Origin of the sequence: Acinetobacter sp. YH12251 (genome assembly GCF_013417465.1) — a bacterium.
Lineage (GTDB): Bacteria > Pseudomonadota > Gammaproteobacteria > Pseudomonadales > Moraxellaceae > Acinetobacter > Acinetobacter amyesii.
This window is the reverse complement of sequence record NZ_VPDZ01000003.1, coordinates 34,945-49,608: the sequence shown is the minus strand read 5'-3', so window position 1 is coordinate 49,608 and position 14,664 is coordinate 34,945. Positions and strand designations below refer to the sequence as shown.

The 14,664-nt window shown below is 42.1% G+C and carries 22 protein-coding genes; 21 read left to right on the top strand and 1 reads right to left on the bottom strand.

All coding sequences use genetic code 11. From position 1 onward, the window contains the following. Position 1: 1 nt before the first annotated feature. From rplE to FTV27_RS03360, 17 genes are all read left to right on the top strand, one after another. Positions 2 to 538, top strand: a complete 537-nt coding sequence (gene rplE / locus FTV27_RS03440) for a 50S ribosomal protein L5 (protein ID WP_067762907.1) — start codon at positions 2 to 4, stop codon at positions 536 to 538. Positions 539 to 547: 9 nt separating this feature from the next. Next, positions 548 to 853, top strand: coding sequence for a 30S ribosomal protein S14 (gene rpsN, locus FTV27_RS03435; RefSeq protein WP_067762906.1), 306 nt, complete (start codon positions 548 to 550; stop codon positions 851 to 853). A 12-nt stretch (positions 854 to 865) separates the two neighbouring features. Next, positions 866 to 1,261, top strand: coding sequence for a 30S ribosomal protein S8 (rpsH, locus tag FTV27_RS03430; protein ID WP_078189273.1), 396 nt, complete (start codon positions 866 to 868; stop codon positions 1,259 to 1,261). A gap of 13 nt (positions 1,262 to 1,274) precedes the next feature. Further along, positions 1,275 to 1,808, top strand: coding sequence for a 50S ribosomal protein L6 (gene rplF / locus FTV27_RS03425; protein ID WP_078189272.1), 534 nt, complete (start codon positions 1,275 to 1,277; stop codon positions 1,806 to 1,808). A 14-nt stretch (positions 1,809 to 1,822) separates the two neighbouring features. Next, positions 1,823 to 2,173, top strand: coding sequence for a 50S ribosomal protein L18 (rplR, locus tag FTV27_RS03420; protein WP_067762903.1), 351 nt, complete (start codon positions 1,823 to 1,825; stop codon positions 2,171 to 2,173). Between the two features lie 2 nt (positions 2,174 to 2,175). Beyond that, entirely contained in the window at positions 2,176 to 2,673 is a 498-nt protein-coding gene (gene rpsE / locus FTV27_RS03415; protein WP_067762902.1) for a 30S ribosomal protein S5, read from the top strand. Positions 2,674 to 2,679: 6 nt separating this feature from the next. Continuing rightward, entirely contained in the window at positions 2,680 to 2,856 is a 177-nt protein-coding gene (gene rpmD, locus FTV27_RS03410; protein WP_005012961.1) for a 50S ribosomal protein L30, read from the top strand. A gap of 3 nt (positions 2,857 to 2,859) precedes the next feature. Next, positions 2,860 to 3,300 carry a 50S ribosomal protein L15 gene (gene rplO, locus FTV27_RS03405; RefSeq protein ID WP_078189271.1) on the top strand — a complete coding sequence of 147 codons (441 nt, stop codon included), beginning with the start codon at positions 2,860 to 2,862 and terminating at the stop codon, positions 3,298 to 3,300. 45 nt (positions 3,301 to 3,345) lie between these two features. Further along, entirely contained in the window at positions 3,346 to 4,665 is a 1,320-nt protein-coding gene (gene secY / locus FTV27_RS03400; RefSeq protein WP_171263746.1) for a preprotein translocase subunit SecY, read from the top strand. Between the two features lie 20 nt (positions 4,666 to 4,685). Beyond that, positions 4,686 to 4,802, top strand: coding sequence for a 50S ribosomal protein L36 (gene rpmJ, locus FTV27_RS03395; protein ID WP_000867907.1), 117 nt, complete (start codon positions 4,686 to 4,688; stop codon positions 4,800 to 4,802). Positions 4,803 to 4,909: 107 nt separating this feature from the next. Then, positions 4,910 to 5,266 carry a 30S ribosomal protein S13 gene (gene rpsM, locus FTV27_RS03390; RefSeq protein WP_078189269.1) on the top strand — a complete coding sequence of 119 codons (357 nt, stop codon included), beginning with the start codon at positions 4,910 to 4,912 and terminating at the stop codon, positions 5,264 to 5,266. 19 nt (positions 5,267 to 5,285) lie between these two features. Continuing rightward, on the top strand, positions 5,286 to 5,672 hold the full coding sequence (rpsK, locus tag FTV27_RS03385; protein WP_001040166.1) for a 30S ribosomal protein S11: 387 nt from the start codon (positions 5,286 to 5,288) through the stop codon (positions 5,670 to 5,672). A 12-nt stretch (positions 5,673 to 5,684) separates the two neighbouring features. After that, positions 5,685 to 6,311 carry a 30S ribosomal protein S4 gene (rpsD, locus tag FTV27_RS03380; protein ID WP_078192454.1) on the top strand — a complete coding sequence of 209 codons (627 nt, stop codon included), beginning with the start codon at positions 5,685 to 5,687 and terminating at the stop codon, positions 6,309 to 6,311. 17 nt (positions 6,312 to 6,328) lie between these two features. Next, the gene (locus tag FTV27_RS03375) at positions 6,329 to 7,336 is read left to right on the top strand and encodes a DNA-directed RNA polymerase subunit alpha (RefSeq protein WP_004650465.1); all 1,008 of its coding nucleotides are present in this window, start codon (positions 6,329 to 6,331) and stop codon (positions 7,334 to 7,336) included. Positions 7,337 to 7,354: 18 nt separating this feature from the next. After that, on the top strand, positions 7,355 to 7,720 hold the full coding sequence (gene rplQ / locus FTV27_RS03370; RefSeq protein WP_005012953.1) for a 50S ribosomal protein L17: 366 nt from the start codon (positions 7,355 to 7,357) through the stop codon (positions 7,718 to 7,720). Positions 7,721 to 7,935: 215 nt separating this feature from the next. Then, positions 7,936 to 9,426 carry an NAD(P)/FAD-dependent oxidoreductase gene (locus FTV27_RS03365; RefSeq protein ID WP_180035665.1) on the top strand — a complete coding sequence of 497 codons (1,491 nt, stop codon included), beginning with the start codon at positions 7,936 to 7,938 and terminating at the stop codon, positions 9,424 to 9,426. A gap of 132 nt (positions 9,427 to 9,558) precedes the next feature. Next, positions 9,559 to 10,356 carry an alpha/beta fold hydrolase gene (locus tag FTV27_RS03360; RefSeq protein WP_373687142.1) on the top strand — a complete coding sequence of 266 codons (798 nt, stop codon included), beginning with the start codon at positions 9,559 to 9,561 and terminating at the stop codon, positions 10,354 to 10,356. Positions 10,357 to 10,400: 44 nt separating this feature from the next. Here FTV27_RS03360 and FTV27_RS03355 read toward each other — a convergent pair whose 3' ends face one another. Further along, positions 10,401 to 11,573, bottom strand: coding sequence for an acyl-CoA dehydrogenase family protein (locus FTV27_RS03355; RefSeq protein ID WP_180035666.1), 1,173 nt, complete (start codon positions 11,571 to 11,573; stop codon positions 10,401 to 10,403). Positions 11,574 to 11,754: 181 nt separating this feature from the next. Here FTV27_RS03355 and FTV27_RS03350 point away from each other — a divergent pair, with 181 nt between their 5' ends. The 4 genes from FTV27_RS03350 to rrtA all read left to right on the top strand — a co-directional run bounded on the left by FTV27_RS03350 (position 11,755) and on the right by rrtA (position 14,607). Then, entirely contained in the window at positions 11,755 to 12,012 is a 258-nt protein-coding gene (locus FTV27_RS03350; RefSeq protein WP_078189264.1) for a succinate dehydrogenase assembly factor 2, read from the top strand. After that, on the top strand, positions 12,005 to 12,391 hold the full coding sequence (locus tag FTV27_RS03345) for a hypothetical protein (protein WP_078189263.1): 387 nt from the start codon (positions 12,005 to 12,007) through the stop codon (positions 12,389 to 12,391). Before FTV27_RS03350 ends, FTV27_RS03345 begins: the two co-directional genes overlap by 8 nt. Positions 12,392 to 12,910: 519 nt before the next feature. After that, on the top strand, positions 12,911 to 13,993 hold the full coding sequence (locus FTV27_RS03340) for a hypothetical protein (RefSeq protein ID WP_180077067.1): 1,083 nt from the start codon (positions 12,911 to 12,913) through the stop codon (positions 13,991 to 13,993). 41 nt (positions 13,994 to 14,034) lie between these two features. Beyond that, entirely contained in the window at positions 14,035 to 14,607 is a 573-nt protein-coding gene (gene rrtA, locus FTV27_RS03335; protein WP_078192449.1) for a rhombosortase, read from the top strand. Positions 14,608 to 14,664 lie beyond the last annotated feature (57 nt).

The window sequence follows — 14,664 nt, the reverse complement described above, 5'->3', positions numbered from 1 at the left end:
AATGGCCAGACTTAAAACGCGTTACAACGACGAACTTAAGGCTCAATTAAAAGAAACATTGGGCGTTAAGAATGTGATGGATATCCCTCGCATTACAAAAATTACCATCAACATGGGTGTTGGTGCTGCATCAGCTGACAAGAAATTGTTAGATGGCGCTCTTTCTGATATGCAAGCAATTGCTGGTCAAAAACCAGTACTTACTTTAGCTCGTAAATCTATCGCTGGTTTCAAAATCCGTGATGGTTGGCCGATCGGCTGTAAAGTTACTTTACGTGGCGAACGTATGTACGAATTCTTAGACCGTTTGATCTCTATCGCGATCCCTCGTATCCGTGACTTCCGTGGTTTCTCTGCGAAATCATTTGATGGTCGTGGTAACTACTCAATGGGTCTTAAGGAACAAATCATGTTCCCTGAAATCGATTTTGATAAGATTGATCGTATTCGTGGTATGGACATTACCATCACTACGACTGCTCGCACCGATGACGAAGGCCGTGCGCTTATGCGTGCATTCGGCTTCCCGTTCAAATAAGAGGTCGATATGGCTAAGAAAGGTATGATTAATCGCGAATTGAAACGCGAAGCTACTGTTGCTAAATACGCTGCGAAACGTGCTGAATTAAAAGCAATTATCGCAAACGTAAATGCATCAGACGAAGAACGTTTCGAAGCGATGATGAAATTTCAAGCATTACCACGTAATGCGTCTCCAGTACGTCTACGTAACCGTTGTGGTTTAACTGGTCGTCCTCATGGTTACTTCCGTAAGTTCGGTTTAAGCCGTAACAAATTACGTGAAACAGTAATGCAAGGTGATGTACCGGGCGTTGTTAAGGCAAGCTGGTAAGGAGCACTATAAATGAGTATGCAAGATACCGTTGCCGACATGCTAACACGTGTTCGTAACGCACAAATGGCAAAGAAACAAACTGTTTCTATGCCAAACTCAAAGTTGAAAGTTGCGATTGCTAACGTACTTCAACAAGAAGGTTATATCGCTGATGTAGCTGTTGCTGATAATGAAGGCAAAGCGACTTTAACGATTACTTTAAAATATTTCGAAGGCAAACCAGTTATTGATACTGTGAAACGCGTAAGCCGTCCAGGTCTACGTCAATATCGCGGTAAAGATGCACTTCCTAGCGTTAAGCAAGGTTTAGGTATTGCAATTGTTTCTACAAGCAAAGGCATCATGACTGATCGCGCTGCACGTGCTGCAGGTATCGGTGGTGAAGTTATTGCTTTTGTTTCTTAATAGGTGATTCCTCATGTCTCGTGTGGCTAAAGCCCCAGTAACTGTACCTAACGGTGTTACAGTTACTCAGAACGGCCGGCAGGTCGAAGTGAAAGGCAGCAAAGGTACATTGTCTTTCAACCTGCATGCGCTGGTCGAGCTAAAACAGGAAGACGGTACTCTAGTTATTGCTCCTAAAGCTGAATCTAAAGATGCTTGGATGCAGGCTGGTACTGCTCGCGCTGTGCTTAACAATCTTGTAAAAGGTGTTAACGAAGGTTTCGAACGTAAGTTGCAACTGATTGGTGTTGGTTATAAAGCTGCGGTTAAAGGTAATATTGTTAACCTTAACCTTGGTTTCTCTCACCCGATCGACTACAACCTTCCTGAAGGTGTAACTGCAGAAACTCCTACTGCAACTGAAATTGTACTTAAATCAGCTGATAAAGCTAAATTAGGTCAAGTTGCTGCAGAAATCCGTGGTTACCGTCCGCCAGAGCCTTATAAAGGTAAAGGTGTTCGTTATTCTGACGAAGTTGTACTTCGTAAAGAAGCTAAGAAGAAATAAGGCGCGAGGTTCTTATGAACGAAAAGAAACAATCCCGTTTGCGTCGTGCGAAAAGCACACGCTTGCACATCCGTGCATTGGGTGCGACTCGTTTGTGTGTAAACCGCACTCCGCGTCACATCTATGCTCAAGTTATCTCTGCAGATGGTGGCAAAGTATTAGCGCAAGCTTCTACTTTAGACGCTACTCTACGTGCTGGTACTACTGGTAACGTTGAATCGGCTCAGAAAGTTGGTGCTTTAATTGCAGAACGTGCTAAAGCGGCTGGTGTAACTAAAGTTGCATTTGACCGTTCTGGTTTCAAATATCATGGTCGTATCAAAGCCTTGGCTGATGCTGCTCGTGAAAACGGCTTGGAGTTCTAATCATGGCTAAAGTTGAACAAAACGAAGGTCTTGTTGAAAAGCTGGTTGCCGTTGATCGTGTAGCCAAAGTTGTTAAGGGTGGTCGTATTTTCTCTTTCACAGCATTAACTGTTGTGGGTGATGGTAATGGTCGCGTAGGTTTTGGTCGTGGTAAAGCACGTGAAGTTCCAGCTGCTATTTCTAAAGCACTTGAAGCTGCTCGTCGCAACATGATTACTGTTGACCTTGTTGACGGTACTGTTCAGCACCCTATCAATGCTCGTCACGGTGCAAGCCGCGTTTACATGCAACCTGCTTCTGAAGGTACTGGTGTAATTGCTGGTGGCGCTATGCGTGCAGTTTTAGAAGCTGTAGGTGTACGTAACGTATTAACTAAGTGTTATGGTTCTACTAACGCTGCTAACGTAGTAAACGCAACTTTTAACGGTTTGCGTGATATGACTTCTCCTGAGAAAGTTGCTGCGAAACGTGGTTTATCAGTAGCACAAATTCAAGGGTAATCAATCATGAAAACGATTAAAGTTACCCAGACTAAATCTTCATCGCATCGCTTGAAAAATCACAAGCTTAGCCTTAAAGGTTTAGGTCTGCGTCGTATTGGTCATACAGTTGAAGTGCAAGATACGCCTTCTAACCGTGGTATGATCAACCAAGTTTACTATATGGTTAGTGTAGAGGAATAAGCCATGACTCTGCGTTTAAATACAATTGCACCTGCAGAAGGTGCTAAGCGTGACAACCTACGTTTAGGCCGTGGTATCGGTTCTGGCGTTGGTAAGACTGGTGGCCGTGGTGTCAAAGGTCAAAACTCACGTAAGAGCGGTGGTACACGTCCTGGTTTCGAAGGTGGTCAAACTGCGTTATATCGTCGTTTACCTAAATTCGGTTTCACTAGCCAAATGGCTTTGAAAACTGCTGAAGTACGTTTATCAGAACTCGCTAAAGTTGAAGGCGACATCGTGTCTCTTGAAACTTTAAAAGCTGCTAACGTTGTACGTAAAGATATGTTACGTGCACGTATCGTACTTTCTGGTGAAATTACTCGTGCGTTCACTGTTCAAGGTGTTGCATTGACTAAAGGCGCTAAAGCTGCTGTTGAAGCTGCTGGCGGTAAAGTCGAGGAGTAATCCCCAGTGTCTATGACTCCTAGTTCGACAGGTCATGTTAACATGATGAAAGGCCAGCCTTTTCATGTGAAATATCGTGAAATTATCCGCCGTATGATGTTCCTCATCGGGGCGTTGTTGGTTTTTCGACTGGGAGCACATATTCCAGTACCGGGCATTAACAATGCCGCACTAGAGAATCTGTTTAATGCAAACCAAGGTACGATCCTTGGTTTGTTTAACATGTTCTCAGGTGGTGCATTAGAGCGTATGTCAATTCTTGCTCTTGGGATTATGCCGTATATCTCTGCATCGATTATCGTGCAGTTAATGTCTACGGTTGTTCCTTCGCTGGAAGCTTTAAAGAAAGAAGGCGAACAAGGTAAGCGTAAGATCAATCAATATACGCGACAAGGCACATTGTTTCTTGCACTTGTGCAAGCTGTTGGGATGTGTGCAGGTTTGATTAGTCAAAATATTACTTTGACTAGTGGACTTGCTTTTTACGTTCCTGCTGTAACTTCTTTAGTTGCAGGTACAATGTTCCTGATGTGGTTAGGTGAGCAAATTACAGAGCGTGGAGTAGGGAATGGTATTTCCATGATCATCTTCGCTGGTATTGTTGCTGGTTTGCCGAACTTGGTTCTGCAATCTTTAACCTCAGTAGATAATGGCCAATCAAGTTTAATTGGTCTTGCAATTTTTGCATTGCTGTCTGTTGCAGTGTTAGCAGCAATTGTGTTTATTGAGAAGGCGCAGCGTCGTATTCCGGTAAACTATGCTCAAAAACAACAAGGTCGTCGTGTATTTACTGCCCAGCAAACACATTTGCCATTAAAAATTAATATGGCGGGTGTGATTCCTGCAATTTTTGCTAGTTCATTGCTATTGTTCCCAGCGAGCTTAGGGCAATGGGTAGGCAGCGCAGATCCAAATGCTGGCGTGATTAAACGTGGCCTACAAGATTTGGCACTCGTATTGTCGCCGGGTCAACCGATGTATTTGGTGCTATTTGGCGCATTAATTATCTTCTTCTGTTACTTCTATACTGCGCTAGTATTTAGCCCGAAAGAAGTGTCAGAGAATTTAAAACGTAGTGGTGCTTATGTACCGGGTATTCGTCCTGGTGAGCAAACTGCACGCTATTTAGATCATATTTTGAATCGTTTGACTTTTATTGGCGCGGTTTATATCACAATCATCTGTTTAATGCCGATGATTCTACAAAGTTCATTTGGTATTCCATTTAGCTTAGGTGGTACGTCTTTACTGATCGTAGTGGTGGTGGTGATGGACTTTATGGCTCAGCTTCAAGCTCATCTCACATCGCATCAATATGACAATCAATCGTTAATGCGTAAAACGACTGCTCATCCGAAAGGATAAGCGCACTTAGAGGTTTCATTATGAAAGTTCAAGCTTCTGTAAAGAAAATTTGTGGTAGCTGTAAAGTTATCCGTCGTAATGGGGTTATTCGCGTAATTTGCAGCGCAGAACCTCGTCATAAGCAGCGTCAAGGTTAATCTGATCAAGACCTGTTGATTTCAGTAGGCTAATTAGGTTATTATCCGCCCCTCAAAGATTTTGTCGGGCGGTTGATTATCTTAACTGCCTTTTTGGAGAAAATTGAATGGCTCGTATTGCCGGTGTAAACATTCCGGATAACAAGCATGCTGTTATCTCTCTAACGTACATTTTTGGTATTGGTCGCCACACTGCAAAAGCTATCTTAGCTGCTGCTGGTATTGCACCAACAACTAAAATTCGTGAATTAGATGACGCTCAGCTTGATGCGATTCGTGCAGAAGTTACTAAGGTTCCTACCGAAGGTGATTTACGTCGCGAAATTTCCATGAACATTAAACGTTTAATGGATTTAGGCTGCTACCGCGGTCTTCGTCATCGTCGCAGCTTGCCTGTCCGTGGTCAACGCACCAAAACTAACGCACGTACCCGTAAAGGTCCGCGCAAACCTATTAAGAAATAAGATTTCTGGAAGCTAAAAGATGGCTAAAGATACTCGCACACGCAAGAAGGTCACTCGTACCGTCTCTGAAGGTGTTGCACACATTCACGCTTCTTTTAATAACACCATTGTGACTATTACCGATCGTCAAGGTAATGCACTGGCTTGGGCTACCTCTGGTGGACAAGGCTTCCGTGGATCACGTAAATCAACTCCGTTTGCTGCTCAGGTAGCTGCTGAGGTTGCTGGTAAAGCTGCTTTAGATTACGGTTTGAAAAACTTGGACGTCCTTGTAAAAGGTCCTGGTCCAGGTCGTGAATCTGCGGTTCGTGCTTTAGGTGCAGTGGGTTATAAAATTAACAGCATTACCGATGTGACGCCAATCCCGCACAACGGTTGCCGTCCACCTAAAAAACGTCGCGTGTAAGGAGAAACATTCATGGCTCGTTATATTGGTCCAAAATGCAAACTCTCTCGCCGCGAAGGGACAGACCTGCAATTAAAATCTGGCGTTAAACCATTTGACGTCAAAACAAAAAAAGCTGCTAAAGCACCTGGCCAACATGGTGGCGCTCGTGGCGGCAAACAATCTGAGTACTCACTACAATTACGTGAAAAACAAAAAGTACGTCGTATGTACGGTGTTTTAGAGCGTCAATTTAGTAACTACTACAAAGAAGCTGCTCGTGTTAAAGGCGCAACAGGTGAAAACTTGTTGAAACTTCTTGAAAGCCGTCTAGATAACGTTGTTTATCGCATGGGTTTTGGTTCTACACGTGCAGAAGCTCGTCAGCTTGTATCTCACCGTTCAATCACTTTAAATGGTCGTCGTGTTAACATCGCGTCTATCCAAGTTAAAGCTGGTGACGTTGTTGCGGTTCACGAAGGTGCTAAACAACAATTGCGTATTAAAAACGCAGTTGAGTTAGCGACTCAACGTGGCATTCCATCTTGGATTGAAATTGATCATTCTAAATTGGAAGGTACATTCAAAGCTGCACCAGATCGCTCTGATTTACCTGCTGAAATCAACGAAAGCTTGATTGTAGAATTGTATTCTAAATAATCCTTGAGGTAGCAATAATGACGCGTACTGCAAATGAGTTTCTAACTCCGCAAGCGATTAAGGTCGAAGCGGCAAGCGGGACCTCGGCAAAAGTTATTCTAGAACCATTAGAGCGTGGCTTTGGTCATACTCTTGGTAATGCTTTACGTCGTATCCTTTTGTCTTCTTTACCTGGCGCAGCCGTGGTTGAAGTAGAGATTGAAGGTGTCGAGCACGAGTACAGTACTTTGGAAGGCTTGCAGCAGGACATCGTCGAGCTCTTGCTGAACCTAAAAGGATTGTCTATTAAGCTGTTCGATCAAAATGAAGCTTATCTGACATTGGAAAAACAAGGTCCTGGCGACGTTACAGCCGCTGACCTTCGTTTACCACACAATGTTGAAGTGGTTAACCCTGAACATTTGATCGGTACTTTAAGTGCTTCTGGCTCATTAAAAATGCGCCTGAAAGTTTCTCAAGGTCGTGGTTATGAGACTTCTGATTCACGCTTCCCTGAGGGCGAAACTCGCCCAGTGGGTCGTTTGCAATTAGATGCTTCTTACAGCCCAATCAAACGTGTGTCTTACACAGTGGAAAACGCTCGTGTAGAACAACGTACTGATCTTGATAAACTGATCATTGATCTTGAAACCAACGGTACTGTTGATCCTGAAGAAGCAATCCGCAAAGCGGCAACAATCTTGCAACAACAAATTGCAATTTTTGTTGATCTTCAGAAAGATCAAGCACCAGTTGCTCAAGAGCCTCGTGAAGAAGTTGATCCGATTTTGCTTCGTCCAGTAGATGATCTAGAGCTTACTGTTCGTTCTGCTAACTGTTTGAAAGCAGAAAATATTTACTACATTGGCGATCTTGTTCAACGTACTGAAGTTGAGTTGCTTAAAACTCCTAACTTAGGTAAAAAATCGTTGACTGAGATTAAAGATGTTCTGGCATCGAAAGGCTTGCAATTGGGCATGCGTTTAGAGAACTGGCCACCGGCTAGCCTCCGCATGGACGATCGCTTTGCTTATCGTAGCCGTTAATTAAGTAGGACTATCACCATGCGTCATCGTAATAGTGGTGTGAAATTAGGCCGTACAAGCAGTCATCGTAAAGCGATGTTCCAAAACATGGCTAATTCTTTGTTCGAACACGAGTTAATTAAAACTACTGTTCCTAAAGCAAAAGAATTACGTCGTGTTGCTGAGCCTTTAATCACTTTAGCTAAAGTCGATTCTGTAGCAAACCGTCGTTTAGCGTTTGCTCGTACTCGTTCAGCTGCAACTGTTGGTAAATTATTTACCGTTCTTGGCCCTCGTTACAAAGAGCGTAACGGCGGTTATCTACGTGTTCTTAAAGCGGGCTTCCGTGCAGGTGATGCTGCACCGATGGCTTACGTTGAGCTAGTAGATCGCGAAGTTAACTAATTTCGTGAAGAGCAGCGTACGTTGTTCTAAAAAGGTCGGTTTTTAACCGACCTTTTTTAATGCCTGCAGTTTTGTGGTGGCTATATATTGTTAGACAATAATTCAATTTGTCCTTAAAAGATAAAAATAAAACGCCTTTTGCTTAAACTTGACATTGTTCATTGTCAAAAATGTGATTTAATAAATATAAATCTAAGATAGGTTAAAAGAACAACATGGAAAAACAAGTTGATATTCTCATTGTAGGTGCAGGTATCTCCGGTGTAGGTTTGGCTGCTCATCTTTCAAAAAATTGTCCTAATCGTTCATTTGAAATTATTGAACGTCGTGAAAGTTTCGGTGGTACATGGGATCTTTTTAAATATCCTGGTATTCGTTCTGATTCGGACATGTCAACTTTTGGCTTTAATTTTAAGCCGTGGAAAAAATCTAGTGTGCTTGCAGACGGGCCTTCGATCAAAGGCTATCTTTCTGAAGTAATTGACGAATATAAGATTAAAGAAAAAATTCATTTTCAACACCGTGTTGTGAGTGCAAATTACGACTCACAGACTCGTAAGTGGTCTGTTGTTATTGAAGATGCGAAGAAGAAGCAACAAACCTGGGTTGCAAATTTCGTCTTTGGCTGTACGGGTTATTATAATTATGACCAAGGGTTCCAACCTGAGTTCGCAGGGCAAGAAAAGTTCAAAGGTACCTTTATTCATCCACAACATTGGCCTGAAAATTTTAATTACGCAGGTAAAAAAGTGGTCATTATTGGCAGTGGTGCAACAGCGATTACCTTGGTCCCTGCCATGGCAAAAGGAGGTGCAGCTCATGTAACGATGTTACAGCGCTCTCCAACTTATATTGCCTCAGTACCTTCTATTGACATCATTTATGACAAGATGCGTAAAGTATTACCTGAAGATGTTGCTTATAAACTTACCCGTGCACGAAATATCGGTGTCCAACGGGCTGTTTATGCTGTTGCACAAAAGCAACCTAAATTACTCCGTAAATTTTTATTAAAATCAATTGAGTTGCAGTTGAAAGGTAAAGTGGATATGAAGCACTTTTCCCCAGATTACAATCCTTGGGATCAGCGCCTTTGTGTGGTGCCAGATGGTGATTTGTTTAAAATTTTACGCGAAGGCCGTGCATCTGTTGAAACCGATCAAATTGAAAGTTTTACTGAAAATGGCATTCAATTGAAATCAGGCAAGCATCTTGATGCGGACGTAGTAATTTCAGCTACAGGTCTAAATATTCAAATTTTAGGCGGGATTAGTGCCACAATCGATGGACAGCCATTAAATACCTCTAAACATATGTTGTACCATGGCGTGATGGTCAGTGATGTACCCAATATGGCGATGATTATTGGCTATATTAATGCTTCATGGACATTAAAAGTCGATATTGCTTCTGAATACATCTGTAAATTGATTAACTATATGGATCAAAATGGTTATAACCAAGTGATTCCACAAGGCGATGCGACCGAGTTGTTAGAAGATACCGTAATGGGAAGTTTGACTTCAGGCTATATTGCACGTGCAGCAGATGTGATGCCAAAACAGGGTAAACATGCACCGTGGAAAGTCAGCAATAACTATTTGGCAGATCGTAAAGAATTAAAGCATGCTTCATTTGAAGATGGAGTGCTGAAATTTGAAAAAAAGTCTGATCAAGTGGCTGCTAAACCCAGATTAGTTTCTTAAGTCTATTACATAAAAAAGGAGCATGATGCTCCTTTTTTTGCTTTAAATGAGTGACTTTAGGGTTTTATTTGATGCGTATTATTTGTCGAAAAATATATCATGTTGAAATAAGGAAAAGCACACAGGGTTAATGTGAATATTCAACAACATTCAGAATTTATAAAATTAAATGATTATGAGCTATATATTAAAGCTTGGCAGCCTGAAATAGCAGATAATGATGCAACTTTGGCTCCGATTATATTGATGCATGATTCACTGGGGAGTGTGGATTTGTGGCGTGATTTTCCTGCGCAATTGGCTTCTGCGTCTGGCAGAAAGGTCATTGCTTATGATCGGTTGGGTTTTGGTCGTTCGTCAGCAAATCCTGATGTATTAAGTACTGATTTTGTCTATGCCGAAGCACAGCAGGGCTTTAAGGCGCTACTTCAACATTATTCCATTCAACAGTTTATCGTGATGAGGCATAGTGTTGGCGGAGGAATGTCTGTTGTGATTGCCAGTGAATATACTGAACAATGTCGAGGTCTGATTACTATATCAGCACAGTATGAAGTGGAAGAACTCACATTATCGGGTATACGTGAAGCTAAAACAGGGTTTGCGCAGCCTGGACAGCTTGAACGCTTGGCTAAATACCATGGGGATAAAGCCCAATGGGTTTTGGATGCTTGGACTGAAACTTGGCTCTCACCGAGTTTTCGTCAATGGAACCTCGAGCATTATGCTGGAAAAGTACAGTGTCCAAGCTTGATCATTCATGGAGAACTGGATGAATACGGGACGACAGCACAAGCTCAGAAACTTTTTTCGGGTATACAAGGCGATACCGAGCTAGAGATTTTGGAAGGGCTTCATCACATGCCGCACAAAGAGCAACCTGCTTTGGTCACTGCACTGATCTGTGATTTTGTGAATGATTTAAGTTGATATCGAAAGAATGTAAAAAGCCCATCTGATGATGGGCTTTGTTGTTATAAAGATCGGGAAATGAGCTCTTTCATAATTTCATTGGTTCCGGCATAGATACGGTTGGCACGATTGTCGATATAAGCGCGAGCAATTGGATATTCAAGCATATAGCCATAGCCACCATGCAACTGCAGACATTCATCCACAACTTTGGAAAACATTTCTGAAATTTTGTATTTAGCAGCGGCTGCAGCGTCAATACCGAGCTGTTCCTCAAGTTGTAGTTCCATACAGCGATCTAGATAAGCTCGACAAAAATCGATCTCAGTACGTAGTTCTGCCAATTTAAAACGGGTGTTTTGGAAACTTGATACGGTCTTGCCAAATGCCTTACGTTCTTTGGTGTATTGAACTGTGTGCGCAAAGGCTGCTTCTGCACCGGCTTGGCAAATAATCGCAACCAACATACGCTCCCAAGCCAATTCCTTCATCAGCATCATAAAGCCCATACCTTGCATGCCGAGTAAGTTGCTTTTAGGGACGTGGACATTATCAAAGAACAGTTCACAGGTATCCTGACCTTTCATGCCAATTTTGTTTAAAGGTTTGCCTTTACTAAAACCGACGCGATCTGCCTCGACGATAATTAGCGATAAATTAGCTGAGCCTTTTTCACTATTGCCTGTCTTACAGACCACAATCGCCATGTCACATAAATAGCCATTGGTGATAAAAATCTTTGACCCATTAATAATATAGTCATCACCATCTTCTGTAGCAGTTGTGCGTACGGCTTGTAGGTCTGAACCTGTGCCCGGTTCGGTCATTGCAATGGCAGTCACGGTTTCGCCAGAAGCCATTTTCGGCAGCCAATGCAGCTTTTGTTCTTCATTGCCAAAGTTATGAATATAATTGGCCACGATGTCGGAATGCAGTGAAAAGCCGGTAGAGGAGTCCATAGCATAGGCCTGCTCTTCAATCAGAATCATGCTATAGAGTCGGTCTACACCATAGCCGCCATAAGCTTCGGGCATGGTCGGGCAAAGCAAGCCCATGGCACCGGCTTTATTCCATAAGTCACGGTCTACATGTTGTTGTTTTTCATACTTTTCGATATTGGGCACAACTTCTTTTTCATAAAATTTTCGTACTGTTTCACGAAATGCATCATGTTCTGCATTAAATAATTGACGTGGCAGCATGTTGTTGAGTGGGCGAATCGCTCCAGATTGCATTTTGAATATCCTATTCATTTTTATGGCTTTGTCTCAACTTATAAGATGCAGCGAGTGACTGCAATGTGCAGAACATTCAAAAGCAGGAAATGCGATGAAGCATTCGGTCAATCTGTGAAAACACTCCACTTCAATGGGGTGGATGAGTTACACTAGACGGGTTCAACGATTGGGGAAGACAATGACTGATGAAATCAGCTTAGAAGAGCGTAAAGTGATCTACCGTGCACGTCGTGGTTTAAAAGAGATTGATGTTTATTTTGATCCCTACGTCAAAAATTACTATTTACAAGCCGATGCAGCTGAAAAAGACATGTTTGCAGAACTCGTTGCTGCAGAAGATCCAGATTTGTTGGATTGGTTTATGGAAGTTAGTGAACCGCCACGTCCTGAATTAAAAACGTTTATTCAAAAATTAAAACATTACGTTCATGGATAATCGGCAATTCAAACTGAAACGCAGTTTTTTATCGCATGCGTTTCAGTTTTTTATTTTTGCGGTATTGATGACGCTGCTTTATCAGTTACTAACACCCATGCTTTGGGGGATATTTTTCCTCATCGGGCTAGTGGTTTATGTTCTGTTTTTCCGTAAGCATTTACACGTCACCAGTCTAGATTATTTGGATGGAACTGATTGGTCTTTGCAACGACTGAACCGCCCAGTGCAACGCGTTCAAATTAGTCATATTTTGGATCATCAAATGTATATCGTGGTGTATTTTATGCATGCGCGTGCAAAACCGGTGATTATTTGGCGCGATCAATTGTCATTGAAACAGTGGAAATCACTCAAAGTATTGGCCAAAATGATCTAATTGTTAGACAGCCTGTATTTTTAAAATTCTATAAAATGTAAATATTTCATTACCTTGTGTTGTGGTTAAAATAATCTTGTCTGACAGGATTGGATTTTATTGGCAAAATATTTAAATTGTCTGACAATTTTAAGCTGTGCGGTGATTCTCTGCCTATATATTAGCCTTACCAACAGCCGTTAAAGGAAATCATCATGATGATGCCAACTTGGATGTTTCTGGTAATAGCGATTGTGTTAGCAATTGTTATAGGACGACTAGGAACAGTGCTGAAGGAACAGTTAACTCAAAAATAAGCAGTCAAACGCTTTCACAGTTAATAAGTAGCATGTGCCGAACCGTCGCTATGCTACTTTTTTTTGCCTAAAATTTAGTCTTTGTAAAAAATCAGTCAATTGCATTCAGCTTGATTCGTGGCACAGTGTGTCGTTCAAATTAGAGCAAATACTCTTTTATTCATTTTTTGCTTCTGATATGTTTGTCGTGATGGACATAAACACAATTATAGAGGACAGGAAAATGTCGAGCGTCCAAAAAATATGCCAGGGTGTGGCAGTTGTAGCAATAACAAGTACATTATTCGCGGGTTGTTCGCAGGTTGTAAAAACCGGTGCTAATGTCGCACTCGGATTTACTGAAAAACATATTGTGCCACCCATTTTAGCCATGGAAGATGCTGAAATGGTGTGTAATTCAGGTAATTCATTAACTCCAGCTATTATGGCCACCAAAGATATGGGCGCAGACCCAACACGTGTGGCTGTGTTGATGTATTCAGCAGCAGGGATTTGTGCAGAACAAAAAGCCTTGGACGCAGAGTTACGCTATTTACGTGCATCTAAAGCCAACCAAGTGACCGAAGCACAGGATGCCCGTGTTGAGCAAAAGCGTTGGGCGGCACTTGCGGCACAGCGTCAATATACCGGCTATCAATTATTTCAAGATCGTTTTGAAAAGAAGTATAAGAAAAGTCTAGGTGAAGGCTGTCCAAAAATGAACAGCGACATTGACCAAACAGTGTATATGTTGGGAATGTTAAGTGGCTTACAGGCCATGACCAATGATATTAACTCAGGTGGGGCGGTAAACGTTCCTAAAGACATTGCTGCGATCGTTGAACGCGGTATGGTGTGTCTGAATAATGAAAAATTCTGGGGCGCACCAAATGCAACCCGCGCTGTGATCTGGACGTTATTGCCGGGTGCAGGAGATGGAAAACCTGATCCATACCAAACCTTAAAACAATCGGCGCAAATTGGTGAGCAAAAAGGCGTAAGACTGTCACATGCGTTATATGCAGTTGCTGCACAAGCCAGTGGCGATGATGCGAAAATCCGTGATGCCTTACGTACTTTTGCACAGGCACGTAGCGATGAAAAACCTGTTAACCCGCAATTTAAGCTTATCGACAGTATGGCTGAAAGCATGGTGAAAGGGATTTCAGATCGTTATTGGACTGAACATACAGGCGTTCGTACCGGTGATGATGGTATGGAACATTTCTGGGATGAAAGTGCCAATAGTTCCGAGCTTGATGATTTGTTTAGTGGTGATGCTGAAAGCAGTGGTGCTACAGAAACGAGTGGTGCTGCAACAAATTAATAAAGCATGTAGTCCAAATGTGAGGTACAGGAGGAGCGAAAATGAAAACACAATTTTTAATTCCGAAAATTGTCTTTCTTGCCGTATTCGTTTCGATCTGTGCCTCGCTACAGGTATTTAAAGACTATTTTATCTACTGGCAAGATGATTTATTTCATGACTTTTGGCGCTTATGGACGGCCCATTGGGTTCATGTTGGTTGGATTCATTTTGCTTTAAATATGTTGGCCTTTATCTGCTTACCGTTTATTTTTCCAAGAGTTTCAATATGGCACTTTGTTGCCATCTTATTGATTTTATCCCCTTTAATCAGTCTAAGTTTCTATTTTTTCCTTCCCGATATTGAAGCCTATGCAGGATTATCTGGTGTCTTGCATGGCGCCTATGTTGCGGTCGCTTGCGTACATTTAATGTATAAGCGGGAGCGAAATTTTGCAGCCTTTGTCCTCTTGCTGATTTTGGCAAAATTGGTCTGGGAAAATACCGTAGGGAATACCGGAACGGCAGAATTAATAGGAAGTCCCGTTTTAGTCGAAGCTCATTTATTGGGGGTGATTTGGGGCATTGTCATCGCCGTGTTTTATCTTATTGGTAATTATTTCTGGGATCGCTAGCGCACTTTAGGTGATTGGGTTGACAAAAAAAACCGAAAAGAAAATACATATTGTCAT

What these genes read in the sequence shown, in the direction of transcription:
- rplE (WP_067762907.1), top strand. Translation starts at nt 2, where the DNA reads ATGGCCAGACTTAAAACGCGTTACAACGACGAACTTAAGGCTCAATTA.
- rpsN (WP_067762906.1), top strand. Translation starts at nt 548, where the DNA reads ATGGCTAAGAAAGGTATGATTAATCGCGAATTGAAACGCGAAGCTACT.
- rpsH (WP_078189273.1), top strand. Translation starts at nt 866, where the DNA reads ATGAGTATGCAAGATACCGTTGCCGACATGCTAACACGTGTTCGTAAC.
- rplF (WP_078189272.1), top strand. Translation starts at nt 1,275, where the DNA reads ATGTCTCGTGTGGCTAAAGCCCCAGTAACTGTACCTAACGGTGTTACA.
- rplR (WP_067762903.1), top strand. Translation starts at nt 1,823, where the DNA reads ATGAACGAAAAGAAACAATCCCGTTTGCGTCGTGCGAAAAGCACACGC.
- rpsE (WP_067762902.1), top strand. Translation starts at nt 2,176, where the DNA reads ATGGCTAAAGTTGAACAAAACGAAGGTCTTGTTGAAAAGCTGGTTGCC.
- rpmD (WP_005012961.1), top strand. Translation starts at nt 2,680, where the DNA reads ATGAAAACGATTAAAGTTACCCAGACTAAATCTTCATCGCATCGCTTG.
- rplO (WP_078189271.1), top strand. Translation starts at nt 2,860, where the DNA reads ATGACTCTGCGTTTAAATACAATTGCACCTGCAGAAGGTGCTAAGCGT.
- secY (WP_171263746.1), top strand. Translation starts at nt 3,346, where the DNA reads ATGAAAGGCCAGCCTTTTCATGTGAAATATCGTGAAATTATCCGCCGT.
- rpmJ (WP_000867907.1), top strand. Translation starts at nt 4,686, where the DNA reads ATGAAAGTTCAAGCTTCTGTAAAGAAAATTTGTGGTAGCTGTAAAGTT.
- rpsM (WP_078189269.1), top strand. Translation starts at nt 4,910, where the DNA reads ATGGCTCGTATTGCCGGTGTAAACATTCCGGATAACAAGCATGCTGTT.
- rpsK (WP_001040166.1), top strand. Translation starts at nt 5,286, where the DNA reads ATGGCTAAAGATACTCGCACACGCAAGAAGGTCACTCGTACCGTCTCT.
- rpsD (WP_078192454.1), top strand. Translation starts at nt 5,685, where the DNA reads ATGGCTCGTTATATTGGTCCAAAATGCAAACTCTCTCGCCGCGAAGGG.
- FTV27_RS03375 (WP_004650465.1), top strand. Translation starts at nt 6,329, where the DNA reads ATGACGCGTACTGCAAATGAGTTTCTAACTCCGCAAGCGATTAAGGTC.
- rplQ (WP_005012953.1), top strand. Translation starts at nt 7,355, where the DNA reads ATGCGTCATCGTAATAGTGGTGTGAAATTAGGCCGTACAAGCAGTCAT.
- FTV27_RS03365 (WP_180035665.1), top strand. Translation starts at nt 7,936, where the DNA reads ATGGAAAAACAAGTTGATATTCTCATTGTAGGTGCAGGTATCTCCGGT.
- FTV27_RS03355 (WP_180035666.1), bottom strand. Translation starts at nt 11,573, where the DNA reads ATGCAATCTGGAGCGATTCGCCCACTCAACAACATGCTGCCACGTCAA.
- FTV27_RS03350 (WP_078189264.1), top strand. Translation starts at nt 11,755, where the DNA reads ATGACTGATGAAATCAGCTTAGAAGAGCGTAAAGTGATCTACCGTGCA.
- FTV27_RS03345 (WP_078189263.1), top strand. Translation starts at nt 12,005, where the DNA reads ATGGATAATCGGCAATTCAAACTGAAACGCAGTTTTTTATCGCATGCG.
- FTV27_RS03340 (WP_180077067.1), top strand. Translation starts at nt 12,911, where the DNA reads ATGTCGAGCGTCCAAAAAATATGCCAGGGTGTGGCAGTTGTAGCAATA.
- rrtA (WP_078192449.1), top strand. Translation starts at nt 14,035, where the DNA reads ATGAAAACACAATTTTTAATTCCGAAAATTGTCTTTCTTGCCGTATTC.